The sequence below is a fragment of the Limnohabitans sp. 2KL-51 genome (genome assembly GCF_003063645.1).
Taxonomy (GTDB): domain Bacteria; phylum Pseudomonadota; class Gammaproteobacteria; order Burkholderiales; family Burkholderiaceae_C; genus Limnohabitans_A.
Window position 1 is genome coordinate 16,229 of sequence record NZ_NESJ01000012.1, and the last position, 16,895, is coordinate 33,123.

A 16,895-nucleotide genomic window follows, 5' to 3' on the forward strand; every position below is an offset into this window, starting at 1 on the left:
CATGACCAAGCAAATTCGCAACATCGCCATCATCGCCCACGTTGACCACGGTAAAACCACCATGGTGGACCAACTGCTGCGTCAATCAGGCACCTTCGCCGACCATGAAAAAATCGTCGACACCGTCATGGACAACAACGCCATCGAACGTGAGCGCGGCATCACCATTCTGGCCAAAAACTGTGCCGTGAGCTGGGAAGGTACCCACATCAACATCGTGGACACCCCTGGACACGCGGACTTCGGCGGCGAAGTCGAGCGCGCCTTGTCCATGGTCGACGGCGTGGTGCTGTTGATTGACGCGCAAGAAGGCCCCATGCCACAAACCCGCTTCGTGACCAAGAAAGCTTTGGCTTTGGGTTTAAAACCTATCGTCGTGGTGAACAAAGTCGACAAACCCGGTGCCAATCCTGACAAAGTGGTGAACGCTGCTTTTGACTTGTTCGACAAACTCGGTGCCAACGACGAGCAACTTGACTTTCCGGTGGTGTATGCCTCCGGCATCAACGGTTGGACATCGATGGTAGAGGGCGCACCCGGTGAGCAGTGGGGCCCTGACATGTCGGCCCTTTTTAACACCGTGCTCAACCACGTCAAACCCAATATGGGTGATCCGGCAGCCCCCCTGCAATTGCAAATTTCCGCGCTCGATTTTTCGACCTTCGTGGGCCGTATCGGCGTGGGCCGCATCAGCCAAGGCACCATCAAGCCCAACATGGACGTGGTGGTCATGGAGGGGGAAGACGGCTCGACCATCAAAGGCCGTGTCAACCAGGTGCTGACCTTCAAGGGCCTGGACCGCGTGCAAGTGACCGAAGCAGGTCCTGGCGACATCGTGCTGATCAATGGCATTGCCGACCTGAACATCGGCGTCACGGTGACCGACCCGATTAACCCAGCACCATTGCCCATGCTGAAAGTGGACGAGCCCACGCTGACCATGAACTTCTGCGTGAACACCTCGCCGTTGGCCGGTCGTGAAGGCAAGTACGTGACCAGCCGCCAGATCTGGGATCGCCTACAAAAAGAGCTGCAACACAACGTGGCCCTTCGCGTCAGCGAAACCGACGAAGAAGGCATCTTTGAGGTGATGGGACGAGGTGAATTGCACCTGACCATCCTGCTGGAAAACATGCGTCGCGAAGGCTACGAATTGGCCGTGTCCAAGCCCCGCGTTTTGTTCCGCGATGTCAATGGCGAGCGTCATGAGCCCATCGAGCTGGTGACCGCCGACATAGAAGAAACCCACCAGGGCGGCGTGATGCAAGCCTTGGGTGAGCGCAAAGGCGAGCTGGTGAACATGGACCCCGATGGCCGCGGCCGCGTCCGTTTGGAATACCGCATTCCAGCACGCGGACTGATTGGTTTCACCAACGAATTCCTGAACTTGACGCGTGGTTCCGGCCTGATTTCCAACATCTTTGACGGCTATGAAACCCACAAGGGTGACATCGGTGGCCGCAAGAACGGTGTTCTGATCTCCATGGACGACGGTGAAATCTTTACCTACGCCTTGGGCAAACTCGACGACCGTGGCCGCATGTTCGTCAAGGCCAACGATCCGGTTTACGAAGGCATGATTGTGGGTATCCACAGCCGTGACAATGATCTGGTGGTCAATGCCACGCGTACCAAGCAGCTGACCAACTTCCGCGTGTCCGGCAAAGAAGACGCAATCAAGATCACGCCTCCGATTGACCTGACCTTGGAATACGGCGTTGAATTCATTGAGGATGACGAGTTGGTCGAAATCACGCCAAAAAGCGTTCGTCTGCGCAAGCGTTTCTTGAAAGAAAGCGACCGCAAGCGCAACAAGTGATCGGACCCAGGCCATGCACATGACACACAGCTTGGCCGTTTGGACCATGGTGGGCTGCACCGCCCTGTGGTCCATGGCCGGGGTGGTGACGCGGCACTTGGAAGAAGCCCGGAGCTTTGAAGTCACCTTCTGGCGCAGCTTTTTCACCGTCGTGTCCCTGTTGATCATTCTGCCTTTGTGGCAGGGCAGGGGAGTATGGTCTCGCTTGCCATGGCGCAACCGGTACTTTTGGCTGTCTGGCGTGTGTTGGAGCGTCATGTTCACCGCCTTCATGGTGGCGCTGACGCTCACGGCGGTGGCCAATGTGTTGATCACCATGGCCGTGGGACCTTTGTTCACCGCCTTGTTCACCCGCGTGTTTTTGCGGCACCAGTTACCTTTGCGCACCTGGATCGCCATTGTGGTGGCCGGGATCGGAATTGGCTGGATGTATGGCACCCAGTTGAGCCTGGGCGACCCGAATTTTCTGGTGGGCTCCCTGGTGGCCTTGTGTGTGCCCATCGCAGGCGCCGTGCAGTGGACCTTGGCGCAAAAGAGCCAAAGCGATGGCCACAGTCTGGACTTGGTGCCCTCGGTTTTGTTGGGGGCCGTCTTCTCCACTTTGCTTACCATGCCTTTGGCCATGCCCTTTCAGGCATCGGCCCACGATATTGGCTTGCTTGCCATTTTGGGCTTGTTCCAATTGGCCATTCCCTGTGTGTTGTCGGTGATTTGCGTGCGGGTGCTCAAAGCCCCGGAGGCGTCACTGTTGTGTCTGCTGGAAATCGTGTTTGGCATCGCCTTGGCTTGGTGGGGCGCTAACGAAGCCCCGCAAATGAGCGTATTGTTAGGCGGTTCCCTGGTCTTGGGGGCTTTGCTCATGAACCAATGGTTAGGCTGGAGAGGCAACAATGACTGAAGTCATCGCACAGATCGAAGGCAGCATCGGCTGCATCACCCTTAACCGCCCCAAGGCTCTGAACGCCCTGTCACTCGACATGGTGCGGGCCTTGACTCGGGCCTTGCTCGATTGGCAAGCCAACCCGCAAGTTATTGCGGTGGCGGTGCGCGGTACGGGAAAAGAAGGGCCGTTTGGCGCCTTCTGTGCAGGGGGTGACATCCGATTTTTTCACCAAGCAGCGCATGCAGGCAACGCGTCATTGGGTGATTTTTTCACTGAAGAGTACCGCCTGAACCACCTGATCCACACCTACAGCAAACCCTACATCGCCTTCATGGACGGCATCGTCATGGGTGGCGGCATGGGCATCAGCCAAGGCGCGAGCGTGCGCGTGGTGACCGAGCGCACCAAGATGGCCATGCCCGAAACCCACATTGGATTGTTTCCGGATGTGGGCGGGGGCTATTTTCTGAGCCGCTGCCCGGGGCGATTGGGCGAGTACCTGGGCTTAACGGGACAGATGCTCAACGGCCCCCAAGCGGTCGCGGCCAAACTGGCCGATATCTCGCTGGCCAGCGGGATGCTGGAGCCCATCTGGCAGACCTTGATCAGCAGCCCCTTTGAGAACGCCGAATCGGTGGAGCGGTGGGTGATGGCCCAAGCGGGCGCGATGACACCCGAAAAGCTGACGCCACAACCCCAAATCGATGAGGTTTTTGGTCTCCCCACCTTGGCAGAAATGTTGCTCAAGCTGGAAGCGGCTACCGATGAGTGGAGTCAGAAAACCGCACATGTTTTGCGTCACCGCTCACCTTTGATGCTGCATGTGGTGCTGGAACAAATACGACGCGCGCGTCAACTGAGCCTGGCTGATGATCTGCGCATGGAACGCGACATGGTGCACCACTGCTTCCACTTGCGTTCTGTAGACGACAGCGACTCCGTTGAAGGCATCCGCGCCTTGGCTGTGGACAAAGACCACAAGCCGAATTGGAAGCCTGCACGGGCGGAAGATGTGGATTTATCGGAAGCCGCTCGTTTCTTTGCGAGCCCCTGGCCTTCAGATCATCACCCGCTGCGCGATTTGACCTGACCCTGTAGGTCGGTTGCTTAGTCCACGACATGGTTGACAGGCAGTCAGCGCGGTGTCGGAGCCGAAGCTGCGACCTACAAATATACGGTGAGCTACTGCCGTTCAGCGGTGACGGCTCTTCATGGCGCGTTCGACTTCGCGCTTGCCTTCGCGGTCCTTGATGGTGTCGCGTTTGTCGTGTTCGGCCTTGCCCTTGGCCAGCGCAATGTCACATTTGACCTTGCCTGCTTTCCAGTGCAAATTGATAGGGACAAGGGTGTAGCCCTTTTGCTCGATCTTGCTGATCAGCCGCTTGATCTCTTCTTTGTTCAGCAGCAGTTTGCGCGTGCGCGCCGCTTCAGGATTGATGTGGGTCGAAGCCGTTTTGAGCGGGTTGATGAGGCAGCCGATGATGAACAACTCCCCGTTGCGGATGACCACATAACCATCGGTGAGCTGCACCTTGCCTTCGCGAATGGCCTTGACTTCCCAGCCTTCCAGTACCATGCCCGCCTCGTAGCGCTCTTCAATAAAATAATCGAACGACGCTTTTTTGTTCTCGGCTATCTTGGCAAATACAGGGGCAGAAGGGGACTTTTTGGTGGTGGCCATGGTGAGCAAATGAGGACGGGCTGGCCGTTCACAAGGGCGTGCAAAATAACTGCAAGCTCAGAGAAGAAATGAAAAACTACAATCGCAACATTGTATGAAGAATATCCACAAGTCCGTTCTCATCTGGTATTCGCCAGAGGAAATGTTTCGCTTGGTCACCGACGTGGACCATTACCCTGAGTTTTTGCCCTGGTGCGACAAAGCCCGCGTGCTCGAAAAAGACGCCCATGGCATGGTGGCCGAAGTGGGTATCAGCTTGGGCGGCATCCAGCAAACCTTCACCACCCGCAATGAGCACGAGGAAGGCCGATCGGTCGGCATGAGTTTGGTGCAAGGCCCGTTTTCCAACCTGAGCGGTATGTGGCGCTTCACCCCTGTTGGCGATGGCTCGCAACGCGCATGCAAGGTCGAGTTGGATTTGCAGTACGGCTTTTCCAGCAAAACATTGTCCGCACTGGTGGGGCCGGTGTTTGACAAGATCGCCGCCAGCTTGGTCGATGCCTTTGTCAAACGCGCCGAAGCGGTTTATGGCTGAGCGAATGATTGAAGTCACGCTGTGCTGGAGTCTTGGGCCGCGACATGTGCAGGAGTTGAGATTGAAAGTGCCAGAGGGCAGCACGGTGGAGTCTGCGCTGGATCTTGGCATTGCCCAGTGGCTTGAAGTCAGCCCAGCAGCCGATCCCGTGTCCCTGTCATCGCTCAAGTTTCAACAGCCGGGCATCTGGGGGCGCAAAGTGCTCTGGACGCAACTTGTGATTGCGGATGACCGCATTGAGCTGTACCGCCCGCTCAAAGTCGACCCCAAAGTCGCACGGCGTCAGCGCTTCAAGCGCCAGGGCAAGGGGCGCACTGGGCTGTTTGCCAAGCGCAAGAGCGGTTCGGCCGCAGGGTACTGAAAGTCGCCATGCAAGCCCTTTTGAACGTGGTCTCGCAGATCACTCTGAGCGAGGACGTCCAGCGTGTTTTTCATGGACGAGGCGGTCTGTACCCCGGCTCTGAACAATGGTCGCTGGACTGGTTCGCACCCGTCTGGGTCTTGACCAGCTTCAAACCAGTGAACGATGCAGAGCTGGCCCAGTTCCACATCGCTCTGGAAGCCCGCTGGCAAGCCGTAGCCCCGGGCGTTCCACTCAATTGGGTGTTTCAGAGCCGGGTCCCGGGTGAAGCCGAAACGCGCCTGATGGCGGGCAGTGTTCCCGAGCCTCATGTGGTGACCGAGCAGGGCGCTCGATACATCGTGCATCTGATGCGCGGGCAAAACCACGGTTTGTTTCTCGACATGGCCGTCGGGCGCGAGTGGCTGAAAAATCATGCCTTACATGAAAATATTCTTAACCTCTTTGCCTACACCTGTGCGTTCTCGGTGGTGGCCTTGCAAGGCGGGGCCGCGCAAGTTGTGAACCTGGACATGAGCCAGGCCGCACTGGCCGTGGGGCAGCAAAACCACCGCCTGAACGACTTGCCTGCCAAAGCGCGCTTTCTGGGCCATGACATCTTCAAGACCTGGGGCAAGATCAGCAAGATGGGGCCTTATGGCGTGATCGTGATCGATCCGCCCAGTTACCAAAAAGGCAGCTTCATCGCTACCAAGGACTACATCAAGCTGATCCGGCGATTGCCCGATTTGCTGGAGCCACAAGGCCATGTGCTGTTGTGCCTGAACGCGCCCGAGCTGGACTCGCAGTTTTTGCACAGTCAGGTGGCTGAGGCTGCTCCAAGTCTGAAGTTTGTCGAGCGTTTGGCCAACCCCGTGGCATTTGCCGATATCGATCCGGAAAAGTCGCTCAAGGTGCTTCATTATCAAAAGCTTGAATAATTTTTCTATTCAAACGTCTTAAACGATCGTACAAAATCCCAGCACAGTTCACCACGTTCACGTTTTCTCGGGACTCCTATGGCCTCATTTCCATCTGTTTTGCGCTCCCTTTTACCTTGTACGTGCTGCCTGTTTTTAGGGTTGTGCCTTCCTGTTTGGAGCCAAAATCAGGTGCCCAAAGACACGGAACTCCTGAGGCTGGCAGAACTTGAAACGCCACATGTACTGGCCAGTCTGAAAGAGCTTACAAGCCACGACTCTGGGACAGGACAAGCACAAGGCATGCTCAAAGTGGTGGAATGGATCGAGCAATTCGGACAGCAATTAGGGGCTCAAACAGAACGAATCACACCTTTCGCCAACGTGGTCGGGCCTAACGTGGCCTTGGTTTTCAAAGGTCAAGGCAAGCGTAATTTCCTCTTGATCGCGCACATGGATACGGTTTATCCACCCGGCACGGCTTCGGCCAAGCCGTTCCGTATTGAAGGTTCACGAGCCATTGCCCCTGGCATAGCGGACGACAAAGGGGGAATAGCCGTTTTTCTGCATGCGATGAAACTTCTCAAACAACGTGATTTCAAGGATTTCGGACAAATCACATTGCTTTTTACCAGCGACGAGGAGCGTGGATCATTGGGCTCGCGAGATCTGATCCGCCGACGTGCGCAAGAGCATGATGTCGTGCTCAGTGGCGAGCCCACTGGTGTGGAAGAAATGATTGTTTTGGGCACTTCTGGCGTGGCCGGACTCTCGGTACGGATGGCGTCCTCTGGTCTGGGTGTGAGTCAGGACTCTCGTCCCCTCGAGGAACTGGCCGACATGATGCTTCGCACCCGCGAGGTGTCCGCGCAGGTTCCAGAGACGCGCATGAATTGGACCCTTGTCAAAGCCGAAGATGCCCGGCGCCTTGATCGCATGCCCTCGCCCAATATGACGGCGACTTTTCGTGTTCAGGGCAAAGCTTCTCATGCGGGCGTCAATCCACACTTGGGTATCAATGCATTGACTGAAGCAGCTGACCTCATTCAACGTGTGGGGGCAAAGATTGCCCCCATTCCTGGTTTGACATGGCATTGGCGTTCTTGGCAGGGTGGCATTGTGACCAACATCATTCCGAATGAGTCAACATTGGTGTTGGAGTTGTCTATTGGCGCTCAGGCTGATCGGGCAGAGATTCTGAAAACCATTGCCAGTGCGGCTGAAAAAACTTGGCTTGCCGGCGCAAAAGTTCAAGTTGACTTCAAAGAAGCGCCTTTTCAAAGTTCGGACAGCTCGCCCACTGTTTTTGCCTCTGCGGACATGAGGGTGCCTGACGCACAGGCTTATGAGAGGCTGGCGCTGCGTGTACGCGAGCTCTTGAATGCCAAAAAATTCATAACAGCCCATGTCAACATTCAGTCTGGGCTTGGCTTTCCCGCCTACAACGCATCCGCTGAGGGTCGACAACTGGCTGAGTTGGCACGGACGATCTATGCTGATCTGGGTGGGCGCTTGAGTTTGTTGCCTCGAACATACGGCGGTACCGATGCGGCATGGGCATCTCTGTCCGGCAAGCCGGTCATTGAATCTTTGGGTCTGCCCGGAGGAAATTACCACTCATCCGATGAGGAATTTGTGTTGATTGACCGAATTCCAAAGAGACTGGCGTTGGTTGCGGAACTGATTCGAACCATTTCACGCCGTTGACCCTGTCATCAGCACGCAATCGAGCGCATGAAATCCCTATATCGGCACGGGTACAATCCATTTTTTGGAGCCTTAGCTTATGCGCTTACTCGGTAAAGCCCTGACTTTTGACGACGTTCTCCTCGTTCCTGCCTACTCCCAAGTCCTGCCCAAGGACACTTCTCTTGCGACGCAATTCACCCGCAACATCCGCCTGAACCTGCCCTTGGTGTCCGCCGCCATGGATACGGTGACCGAAGCGCGCCTGGCCATTGCCATCGCCCAAGAAGGCGGCATAGGCATCGTGCACAAAAACCTCACTGCGCAAGAGCAAGCCGCCCAGGTGGCCAAGGTCAAACGCTATGAGTCGGGCGTGCTGCGCGACCCGGTTGTGATCACCCCAGACACCACCGTGCGCCAGGTCATGGCCTTGAGCGAAGAGCTGGGCGTATCAGGTTTCCCGGTTTGTGATGGGCGCCAGGTGGTCGGTATCGTCACGGGACGCGACTTGCGCTTTGAAACCCGCTACGACCAAAAGGTCAGCGAGATCATGACGCCGCGCGAGCGCCTGATCACTGTGCCCGAAGGCACCACGCCCGAGCAAGCCAAGCACCTGCTCAACAAACACAAATTGGAGCGCTTGCTGGTCATCAACGATGCCTTTGAACTCAAAGGGCTGATCACCGTCAAGGACATCACCAAACAGCTGAACTTCCCTAACGCGGCGCGCGATGGCGCAGGCAAGCTGCGCGTGGGCGCGGCCGTGGGTGTGGGTGAGGGCACCGAAGAGCGCGTGGAAGCACTGGCCCGTGCGGGTGTGGACGCCATCGTGGTCGACACGGCGCACGGCCACAGCAAAGGCGTGATCGACCGCGTGCGCTGGGTCAAGCAAAACTACCCGCACATCGAAGTGATTGGCGGCAACATCGCCACCGGCGCTGCGGCTTTGGCCCTGGTCGAAGCCGGTGCCGACGCGGTAAAAGTGGGCATTGGCCCGGGGTCGATTTGCACCACCCGCATCGTGGCAGGCGTGGGCGTGCCGCAAATCATGGCGGTGGACTCTGTGGCCACAGCGCTCCAAGGCACAGGCGTGCCGCTGATCGCAGACGGCGGTATCCGCTACAGCGGCGACATCGCCAAGGCGATTGCTGCAGGCGCGGGCACGGTGATGATGGGTGGCATGTTCGCGGGCACCGAAGAAGCGCCTGGCGAAATCGTGCTTTTCCAAGGCCGCAGTTACAAGAGCTACCGAGGCATGGGCTCGATTGGGGCCATGCAGCAGGGCAGCGCTGACCGCTACTTTCAAGAGTCGAGCACCGGCAACCCCAACGCCGACAAACTGGTGCCCGAAGGCATCGAAGGCCGCGTGCCCTACAAAGGCTCGGTCGTGTCCATCATTTACCAAATGGCGGGCGGCTTGCGCGCTAGCATGGGGTATTGCGGCTGCGCCACCATTGAGGCCATGCACAACGACTCTCAGTTTGTGGAGATCACGGCTGCGGGCATTCGTGAAAGCCATGTCCACGACGTGCAGATCACTAAAGAAGCCCCTAATTACCGGGCCGAATAAAACCTTTAACTGACCTCCAAGGCGTCTGCACCCCAGACGCCTTTTCATTTCTCAAAGAACGACGCCTGCCATGCAGCACTCCAAAATCCTGATCCTTGACTTCGGCTCGCAAGTCACCCAGCTCATCGCCCGCCGCGTGCGCGAAGCGCATGTGTTTTGCGAAGTGCATCCTTGTGATGTGAGCAGCGACTGGGTGCGTGAATACGCCAAAGACGGCAACCTGAAGGGCGTGATCCTCTCAGGCAGCCACGCCAGCGTGTACGAGGTGGACGACAAAGCGCCCGATGCGGTGTTTGAGTTGGGCGTGCCGGTCTTGGGCATTTGCTACGGCATGCAGACCATGGCCCAGCAGCTGGGTGGCAAGGTCGAGGCGGGCACCACACGCGAGTTTGGCTACGCCGAAGTCCGTGCCCACGGCCACACCGAATTGCTCAAAGGCATTGAAGACTTCGCCACACCCGAAGGCCACGGCATGCTCAAGGTCTGGATGAGCCACGGCGACAAGGTCACGGCCATGCCTGCCGGCTTCAAGGTCATGGCCTCGACCCCTGCTTGCCCGATTGCGGGCATGGCCGACGAGGCCCGCCGCTTTTACGCGGTGCAGTTCCACCCCGAAGTCACGCACACCGTGCAGGGCCAGGCGCTGCTCAACCGCTTTGTGCTCGACATCTGCCAGGCCCGCCCTGACTGGATCATGGGCGACTACATCGAAGAAGCCGTCGAAAAAATCCGCGAGCAAGTGGGCGACGAAGAAGTCATCCTCGGCTTGTCGGGCGGTGTGGATTCCTCCGTTGCCGCCGCACTGATCCACCGCGCCATTGGCGACAAACTCACCTGCGTGTTTGTGGACCACGGCCTGTTGCGCCTGAACGAGGGCGACATGGTCATGGAGATGTTCGTTGGCAAACTGCACGCCAAAGTCATCCGTGTCGATGCCAGCGATTTGTTCCTAGGCAAGTTGGCGGGCGTGAGCGAGCCCGAAGCCAAGCGCAAGATCATCGGTGGCTTGTTTGTGGACGTGTTCAAAGAGCAGGCTGCGAAATTGAAAGCCGGCGACGGTGGCCACAAGGGGGCGACCTTTTTGGCTCAAGGCACGATTTACCCCGACGTCATTGAAAGCGGCGGTGCCAAGAGCAAGAAAGCCGTCACCATCAAGAGCCACCACAACGTGGGCGGTTTGCCCGAACAACTGGGCCTCAAACTGCTGGAGCCCCTGCGCGAACTGTTCAAAGACGAAGTTCGCGAACTCGGCGTGGCACTGGGCTTGCCCCGCGAGATGGTCTACCGTCACCCCTTCCCAGGCCCAGGCTTGGGCGTGCGCATTTTGGGCGAAGTCAAAAAAGAATACGCCGACCTGCTGCGCCGCGCGGACGCGATTTTCATCGAAGAGCTGCGCAACTTCACCGACGAATCGGGCAAAACTTGGTACGACCTGACCAGCCAAGCCTTCACCGTTTTCTTGCCAGTCAAGAGCGTGGGCGTGATGGGCGACGGCCGCACCTACGACTATGTGGTGGCACTGCGTGCCGTTCAAACCAGCGACTTCATGACGGCTGATTGGGCCGAGTTGCCTTATGCGCTGCTCAAAAAAGTCTCTGGCCGCATCATCAACGAAGTGCGCGGCATCAACCGGGTGACTTACGACGTGAGCTCTAAACCACCGGCCACCATCGAGTGGGAATGACAGAAAAGGCACCTTCGGGTGCTTTTCTTTTGGTACAGTCTTTGCATGTATCTCCCCCAACAATTCAATCATCCCCAGCACGCTGCAGCCATCATGCGCGAGCACCCATTTGCCAGTCTGGTGTCCACCGACGGTGATGGTTTTCCGTTTGTCACGCATTTGCCGCTCAAGCTGATCGAAGAGGGTGGCCAGTCTGTGGCACTTTTGGGTCACTGTGCCCGCGCCAATCCGCATGCCGGGTTCTTGCAAGCACGGCCGCAGGCGCTGGTGACCTTCATGGGGCCGCAGGCCTACATGTCTCCAGCCGTTTACCCCGATTTGCTGCGCGTGCCGACCTGGACTTATCTGGCGGTGCATGCCCGGGTTGAGGCTCGCATGCTGGACGGCAACGATGCCAAAGACGCCATGCTTAAGCAAATGATTGCCGACCACGAACCGGCTTATGCCGCGCAGTGGCGGGGGCTGCCGGAGAGTTACGCCCACGGCATGCTGAATGGCATCGTGGCTTTTGAGTTGAAGATTTTGGACCTGAAAACTAAGGTCAAGATCAACCAGCACCGCCCCGAGTCGCACGCGGCCATGCACGCCGCCTATACCCAGGGGGGCGAACAAGAGCAAGCCATCGCGCAATGGATGCAGCGGTTGGGTATGGTGTCTTGAGCGTGGACACGCCAAGCCAAGACGCCCACTGGATGGGCCTGGCGCTGGAGCAGGCCCGATTGGCCGCCGAATCGAGTGAGGTGCCGGTGGGTGCGGTGGTCGTCAAGAATGGTCAAGTCATCGCCACGGGCCGCAACGCCCCGATTGGCAGCCACGACCCGACGGCTCATGCAGAGGTGGTGGCGTTGCGAGAAGCGGCCCGCGTGTTGGGGAATTACCGGCTCGATGGCTGCACGCTCTATGTGACGCTGGAGCCCTGCGCCATGTGCAGCGGCGCCATGCTGCACGCCCGGGTGGACCGCGTGGTGTTTGGTGCGGCAGATCCGCGCACCGGGGTGGCGGGCTCGGTGCTCAACCTGTTTGATCACGCTCAGCTGAACCACCAAACCCAGGTGACAGGCGGCGTGCAAGCCGATGAATGTAGCCAGTTGCTCAAAGACTTTTTCAGGCCTAAAAGAATGAACCCACACCCCCTCAGAGAAGACGCCTTGCGCACACCCGATGAGGCGCTTGTCGATTTGCCCGACTACCCTTGGCAACCAAACTATGTGAGCGACCTGCCCAGCATTGCAGGTTTGCGCATGCATTACCTGGATGAGGGCGATTCGAACGCCCCATTGACTTGGCTGTGCCTGCACGGCAACCCGGCTTGGAGTTACCTGTACCGCAAGATGATCCCGATCTGGCTGGCCGCAGGCCACCGCGTGGTGGCTCCTGATCTGATCGGATTTGGCAAGAGCGACAAGCCCAAGAAGGAGTCTTTTCACAACTTTGAAACCCATCGCCAGTCTTTGATCGATTTGATCGAACGCCTTGACCTGCAGCGCGTGGTCCTGGTGGTGCAGGACTGGGGCGGCATTTTGGGACTGACTTTGCCCATGGCTGCGCCCGAGCGTTTCAAGGGCCTGCTGGCCATGAACACCACCTTGGCCACCGGCGAGGTCCCCTTGAGTGCAGGCTTTTTGGCCTGGCGCGATTGGTGCCAAAACCAGCCGCTGTTCGATGTGGGCAAGCTGTTTGCGCGGGGTAACCGCAATATGACGGCACAAGAGACGGCGGCCTACAACGCACCGTTTCCAGACAAAGGTTTTCGCTCCGCGCTTCAAGCTTTTCCGCCCATGGTGCCGGAGTTTGCCGATTCACACGGTGCGGCCATTTCGCGGCAGGCGCGTGATTTTTGGCGCGACGAATGGCAAGGCCAGAGCTTCATGGCCATCGGCCAGCAAGACCCGGTGCTGGGCGAGCCAGTGATGCGACATTTGCAAAGCCAGATCAATGGCTGCCCCGAACCCATGCTGCTGCCCGATGCAGGGCATTTTGTGCAAGAGCAGGGCAGGGCGATTGCCGAGGCGGCTGTGCGACACTTCAGACCTTGATGCATGCAACGGTCTTTGTCCCTGTAGGAGCCCACCCCTGTGGGCGATTTTGGGTACACACCCACAGCATGCCATCGCCCACGGGGAGGGTTCCCACAACAAAGGCCGGGATTTTGCCTATCAGCTGTCTGTATGCCCAACATAACCACAGCGTCGCATCAGCCCTATTCAACTCAAAATCATGGCCCACATTTACATTTTTTCTCCTTCAAGTGCAGTACGCGACAAAGCCGCTTTTCGCCGTGGCGTGAAGCGCCTGAAAGCCCAAGGGCATGAGGTCGAAGTGGACGAAGCTGCATTGGCCAGCCACATGCGTTTTGCAGGGGACGACGCGACCCGCATCGCAGCCATCACCCGCGCTGCAGCTAGCGGGGCCGATGTGGCGCTCATCTCGCGCGGAGGCTATGGCCTCACGCGCATCCTGCCCGCCTTGCCCTACAAACAGATCGCCAAAGCCATCGATGGCGGCACGCAGTTTGTAGGTTTGAGTGATTTCACCGCTTTCAACCAAGCCGTGTATGCCAAGACCGGCCGCATCAGCTGGCAAGGCCCAGCATTGGGCGCGGATTTTGGCCCAAACGAAGAACCCGACGACATCATGCAAGCCTGCTTTGACGACCTGCTGCTCGAGCAAGGGGAGGGAACAGGCTGGCAATTGCCCAAGGCTGAAGCAGAGCGGCGCGTGCTGGTCAAAGACGCGCAGCTTTGGGGCGGCAACCTCACGGTGTTGTCCTCTCTGCTGGGCACGCCGTACTTCCCGCAAGTCAAGGGTGGCGTGCTCTTTCTTGAGGATGTGGGCGAGCACCCTTACCGCATCGAACGCATGCTCACGCAGCTGCTGCACGCGAGTGTATTGGCCCAGCAGAAGGCGGTTTTGATCGGGCAATTCACCAACTTCAAGCTGGTGCCCACGCACGACAAAGGCTTCAAGCTGGCCACCGTGGTCGAGTGGTTGCGCAGCCAGATCAAGGCTTCGGTGCTCACCGGCTTGCCCTTTGGCCATGTCGCAACCAAGGTGCTGCTGCCCGTTGGCGCCAAGGTGGACCTTGTCACCGAAGGGCGTGACGCGCTGATGGTTTGGGGCCACATTTGATACAGCATCAAAGCCTGAACAGGCGAGACCAGAGGCGTGCGCAACGCCCACCCGGAGACACACATGAAATGGATCGCTCGACTTTTCTTATTTCTGCTTTGCGCCGTGTTGGCGGCAGGCGGTGTGTCGGCGGTGCACTTGATGCGCAGCTTGCCCCAACTCGACGGACAACTTAAGCTGGTGGGGTTGAGTGCCCCGGCCACCATCAGCCGCGATGATGCGGATGTCACACGCATCGAAGGCGCTACCGCCCTGGACACCTGGCGTGCGATGGGCTTTGTGCACGCGCAAGAACGCGGCTGGCAACTCGAATTCAACCGCCGCCTGATGCGTGGCGAGTTGTCTGAAATTTTGGGTGTGGCCACTTTGGACACCGACAAACTCATGCGCACGCTGGGCATCATTGGCATGGCCCAAAAACAGTTGAAGGGTTTATCACCCGCAACGCAAGCGGCCCTGCAGGCTTACAGCGAGGGCATTCAGAACGCTTGGGCTAGCGGTGCTGTGCGGCCATCGCCTGAATTCAAACTGCTCGGCACCTTGGCTGGTGGCCCCAAAGGCCAGGCTTGGTCGCCCGAAGACAGCCTGGGCTGGGCGCTGATGATGGCGCTTGATCTGGGCGGCAACTGGGGGCAAGAATTCGCCCGTTTGTCGTCCTCGCAGGTCTTGAATAACGATCAACTGTGGCAACTCCTACCGCCTTACCCGGGTGAAAAACCCGCCACCGCAGTGGACCTGCCGGCCTTGTATGCCGAGCTGGGTGTGTACGCCCCCAAGGACAAAATCGCTTCGACCAGCGAGCCTGCTCCCAAAGCCTTGGCCCAATGGTCAGCCGACTGGGTGCGTGATGTCGGTATTCTTGAAGGCAAGGGCAGCAACAACTGGGTAGTGCCCGGCAGTCGCACCTTCAGCGGCAAACCCTTGCTGGCCAATGACCCGCATCTGGCTTTGAGTTCACCGGCCATCTGGTATTTCGCGCACCTCAAAGCGCCTGCGGGCGTATTGCCCGGTGGACAAAAACACCCCGCGCTGGATGTGATCGGGGCCACCTTGCCCGGTTTGCCTTTTGTGGTGCTGGGTCGCACCCAAGGTGTGGCTTGGGGTTTCACCAACACAGGCCCGGACGTTCAGGACCTTTACCTAGAACAACTGGACGCGTCCAAACCGGGACAATACCGCACTCCCACTGGCTGGGCCGCATTTGAAGAGCGCGCCGAAACCATCCGAGTCAAAGGGCAGGGCGATGTGACCCTCCAAGTGCGCAACTCACGGCATGGGCCAGTCATCAGCGATGTGCAACCGCAATACGGCAAGCTCATCAACGTCCAGCGCTACGCCGTTAGTTTGCGCTGGTCAGCCTTGACCGAGGACAACAAAACCGTTGAATCGGGCATGTTGACCAACTGGGCGCAAACCGTGCCTGAACTTCAAAAGGCATTCAACGACAACCATGCGCCCATGCAAAGCGTGGTTATGGCCGATACGCTTGGCGAAGTGGCGTTTCAGGCCGTGGGCAAACTGCCCATGCGTTCGCCAAAAAATGACATCCGGGGTGTCGCGCCGGCCCCCGGCTGGTTGGCCCAATACGATTGGACCGGCTGGTTACCCGCGAACCAAAACCCCGCTTTGAACCGCGACACCATTGAAGCGAAAGGCTGGCACGCTACCGCCAACCAGAACATCTTGCCGCCAAGTTACGCACATTTTGTAGGCGGCGACTGGACCACGCCCGAGCGCTTTGATCGCATTGAGCAGTTGTTGGCTGCTCGCCCCAAGCACAGTCGTGAAAGCCTGCAAGCCATTCAAAATGATGTCACATCGTTGGGTGCCAAAGCGTTACTGCCAGTGGTGATGACGGCCAATCCGCAACACTCGCTGGGTAATCAGGCCCTGAAAATGCTCGGCACTTTTGATGGCCAAATGACAGCGGACAGCGCCGCTGCTCTGGTCTTCAACGTATGGGCCGATGAATTGACGCGTGGTTTGCTGGTGCCGCATTTGGGTGCCGATCGGTTCAAAGCCCTGTACGGAAAACGCCATTTTCGCGCTGCGGTTGAAGGCATCCTGAAACGCTCTGACGCTTTTTGGTGTGGTGCTGCTGGTTGCCCAGCGCAAGTGTCTGCGGCGCTCGACCGTGCCTTGACCCGCATTGCCGCCCAACAAGGCAAGGACATGCGCACCTGGCGCTGGGGTGCTTGGCACCCGGCCATCAGCAGCCACAAGCCTTTTGGGAAAGTGCCTTTGCTCAACACCCTGTTTGATGTGCGCACCGAAAGTGCTGGGGACTTGTTCACCGTGAACGTTGGTCAGTACTGGGCAAACGACCTCAAGGAACCCTTTGCCAACCGCCATGCGGCTTCCATGCGCGCGGTGTATGACTTGTCCGATCCTGAGCGATCTGTCTTCATTTACCAAACTGGACAATCAGGTCACATTTTTGATAACCGAAGCCGCTCGATGGCCAGTGATTGGGCTGCGGGCCATTACCGCCCGCTGCAACAAAAAAGCACGTCTGTTCACAGTTTGGTGCTGACACCCTGAACCCATCATCTTCAATGATCTGATCGCACAGTGATCATGTGGGTCTCGATGTCGATCAGATTTCCCCATGGTCATTTTAGCGATGTGTAGGGTGTTGCTGGATCATG

Annotated in this window: 14 protein-coding genes; 13 read left to right on the top strand and 1 reads right to left on the bottom strand. The window is 58.2% G+C overall.

The window, feature by feature from the left end; genetic code table 11:
- Nucleotide 1: 1 nt before the first annotated feature.
- From typA to B9Z49_RS13460, 3 genes are read left to right on the top strand one after another with little or no spacing between them, the layout of a single operon-like run.
- The gene (typA, locus tag B9Z49_RS13450; protein WP_108353974.1) at nucleotides 2–1,819 is read left to right on the top strand and encodes a translational GTPase TypA; all 1,818 of its coding nucleotides are present in this window, start codon (nucleotides 2–4) and stop codon (nucleotides 1,817–1,819) included.
- A gap of 13 nt (nucleotides 1,820–1,832) precedes the next feature.
- A complete protein-coding gene (locus tag B9Z49_RS13455; protein WP_108353975.1) occupies nucleotides 1,833–2,717 on the top strand; it encodes a DMT family transporter in 885 nt (294 codons plus the stop codon).
- The gene (locus B9Z49_RS13460; RefSeq protein WP_108353976.1) at nucleotides 2,710–3,792 is read left to right on the top strand and encodes an enoyl-CoA hydratase/isomerase family protein; all 1,083 of its coding nucleotides are present in this window, start codon (nucleotides 2,710–2,712) and stop codon (nucleotides 3,790–3,792) included. Before B9Z49_RS13455 ends, B9Z49_RS13460 begins: the two co-directional genes overlap by 8 nt.
- Nucleotides 3,793–3,894: 102 nt before the next feature.
- Here B9Z49_RS13460 and smpB read toward each other — a convergent pair whose 3' ends face one another.
- Nucleotides 3,895–4,383 carry an SsrA-binding protein SmpB gene (gene smpB / locus B9Z49_RS13465; RefSeq protein WP_108354071.1) on the bottom strand — a complete coding sequence of 163 codons (489 nt, stop codon included), beginning with the start codon at nucleotides 4,381–4,383 and terminating at the stop codon, nucleotides 3,895–3,897.
- A gap of 94 nt (nucleotides 4,384–4,477) precedes the next feature.
- On the opposite strand from smpB, the gene B9Z49_RS13470 reads away from it, so the two are divergent.
- The 10 genes from B9Z49_RS13470 (at nucleotide 4,478) to B9Z49_RS13515 (ending at nucleotide 16,788) form a co-directional block, all read left to right on the top strand.
- A complete protein-coding gene (locus tag B9Z49_RS13470; RefSeq protein ID WP_108353977.1) occupies nucleotides 4,478–4,918 on the top strand; it encodes a type II toxin-antitoxin system RatA family toxin in 441 nt (146 codons plus the stop codon).
- Nucleotides 4,911–5,279 carry an RnfH family protein gene (locus tag B9Z49_RS13475; protein ID WP_108353978.1) on the top strand — a complete coding sequence of 123 codons (369 nt, stop codon included), beginning with the start codon at nucleotides 4,911–4,913 and terminating at the stop codon, nucleotides 5,277–5,279. The genes B9Z49_RS13470 and B9Z49_RS13475 overlap by 8 nt, the downstream gene beginning before the upstream one ends.
- An 8-nt stretch (nucleotides 5,280–5,287) precedes the next feature.
- Nucleotides 5,288–6,199 (top strand): class I SAM-dependent methyltransferase, encoded by a 912-nt coding sequence (locus B9Z49_RS13480; protein ID WP_108353979.1) that lies wholly within the window; start codon nucleotides 5,288–5,290, stop codon nucleotides 6,197–6,199.
- A gap of 78 nt (nucleotides 6,200–6,277) precedes the next feature.
- Complete coding sequence (locus B9Z49_RS13485) at nucleotides 6,278–7,885, top strand: M20/M25/M40 family metallo-hydrolase (RefSeq protein ID WP_108353980.1); 1,608 nt, start codon at nucleotides 6,278–6,280, stop codon at nucleotides 7,883–7,885.
- 79 nt (nucleotides 7,886–7,964) lie between these two features.
- Complete coding sequence (gene guaB / locus B9Z49_RS13490) at nucleotides 7,965–9,434, top strand: IMP dehydrogenase (protein WP_108353981.1); 1,470 nt, start codon at nucleotides 7,965–7,967, stop codon at nucleotides 9,432–9,434.
- Nucleotides 9,435–9,504: 70 nt separating this feature from the next.
- Nucleotides 9,505–11,118, top strand: a complete 1,614-nt coding sequence (guaA, locus tag B9Z49_RS13495; protein ID WP_108353982.1) for a glutamine-hydrolyzing GMP synthase — start codon at nucleotides 9,505–9,507, stop codon at nucleotides 11,116–11,118.
- Nucleotides 11,119–11,163: 45 nt separating this feature from the next.
- Nucleotides 11,164–11,778 (top strand): FMN-binding negative transcriptional regulator, encoded by a 615-nt coding sequence (locus B9Z49_RS13500; RefSeq protein ID WP_108353983.1) that lies wholly within the window; start codon nucleotides 11,164–11,166, stop codon nucleotides 11,776–11,778.
- Nucleotides 11,748–13,154 carry a tRNA adenosine(34) deaminase TadA gene (gene tadA / locus B9Z49_RS13505; RefSeq protein WP_108353984.1) on the top strand — a complete coding sequence of 469 codons (1,407 nt, stop codon included), beginning with the start codon at nucleotides 11,748–11,750 and terminating at the stop codon, nucleotides 13,152–13,154. Before B9Z49_RS13500 ends, tadA begins: the two co-directional genes overlap by 31 nt.
- Before the next feature lie 181 nt (nucleotides 13,155–13,335).
- Nucleotides 13,336–14,247, top strand: a complete 912-nt coding sequence (locus B9Z49_RS13510) for an LD-carboxypeptidase (RefSeq protein WP_108353985.1) — start codon at nucleotides 13,336–13,338, stop codon at nucleotides 14,245–14,247.
- Nucleotides 14,248–14,310: 63 nt separating this feature from the next.
- Complete coding sequence (locus B9Z49_RS13515) at nucleotides 14,311–16,788, top strand: penicillin acylase family protein (RefSeq protein WP_108354072.1); 2,478 nt, start codon at nucleotides 14,311–14,313, stop codon at nucleotides 16,786–16,788.
- The last annotated feature ends 107 nt before the right edge of the window (nucleotides 16,789–16,895 follow it).

Excerpts from the sequence above, each read along its gene's own strand:
- typA (WP_108353974.1), top strand. The coding sequence starts at position 2 with ATGACCAAGCAAATTCGCAACATCGCCATCATCGCCCACGTTGACCAC.
- B9Z49_RS13455 (WP_108353975.1), top strand. The coding sequence starts at position 1,833 with ATGCACATGACACACAGCTTGGCCGTTTGGACCATGGTGGGCTGCACC.
- B9Z49_RS13460 (WP_108353976.1), top strand. The coding sequence starts at position 2,710 with ATGACTGAAGTCATCGCACAGATCGAAGGCAGCATCGGCTGCATCACC.
- smpB (WP_108354071.1), bottom strand. The coding sequence starts at position 4,383 with ATGGCCACCACCAAAAAGTCCCCTTCTGCCCCTGTATTTGCCAAGATA.
- B9Z49_RS13470 (WP_108353977.1), top strand. The coding sequence starts at position 4,478 with ATGAAGAATATCCACAAGTCCGTTCTCATCTGGTATTCGCCAGAGGAA.
- B9Z49_RS13475 (WP_108353978.1), top strand. The coding sequence starts at position 4,911 with ATGGCTGAGCGAATGATTGAAGTCACGCTGTGCTGGAGTCTTGGGCCG.
- B9Z49_RS13480 (WP_108353979.1), top strand. The coding sequence starts at position 5,288 with ATGCAAGCCCTTTTGAACGTGGTCTCGCAGATCACTCTGAGCGAGGAC.
- B9Z49_RS13485 (WP_108353980.1), top strand. The coding sequence starts at position 6,278 with ATGGCCTCATTTCCATCTGTTTTGCGCTCCCTTTTACCTTGTACGTGC.
- guaB (WP_108353981.1), top strand. The coding sequence starts at position 7,965 with ATGCGCTTACTCGGTAAAGCCCTGACTTTTGACGACGTTCTCCTCGTT.
- guaA (WP_108353982.1), top strand. The coding sequence starts at position 9,505 with ATGCAGCACTCCAAAATCCTGATCCTTGACTTCGGCTCGCAAGTCACC.
- B9Z49_RS13500 (WP_108353983.1), top strand. The coding sequence starts at position 11,164 with ATGTATCTCCCCCAACAATTCAATCATCCCCAGCACGCTGCAGCCATC.
- tadA (WP_108353984.1), top strand. The coding sequence starts at position 11,748 with ATGGATGCAGCGGTTGGGTATGGTGTCTTGAGCGTGGACACGCCAAGC.
- B9Z49_RS13510 (WP_108353985.1), top strand. The coding sequence starts at position 13,336 with ATGGCCCACATTTACATTTTTTCTCCTTCAAGTGCAGTACGCGACAAA.
- B9Z49_RS13515 (WP_108354072.1), top strand. The coding sequence starts at position 14,311 with ATGAAATGGATCGCTCGACTTTTCTTATTTCTGCTTTGCGCCGTGTTG.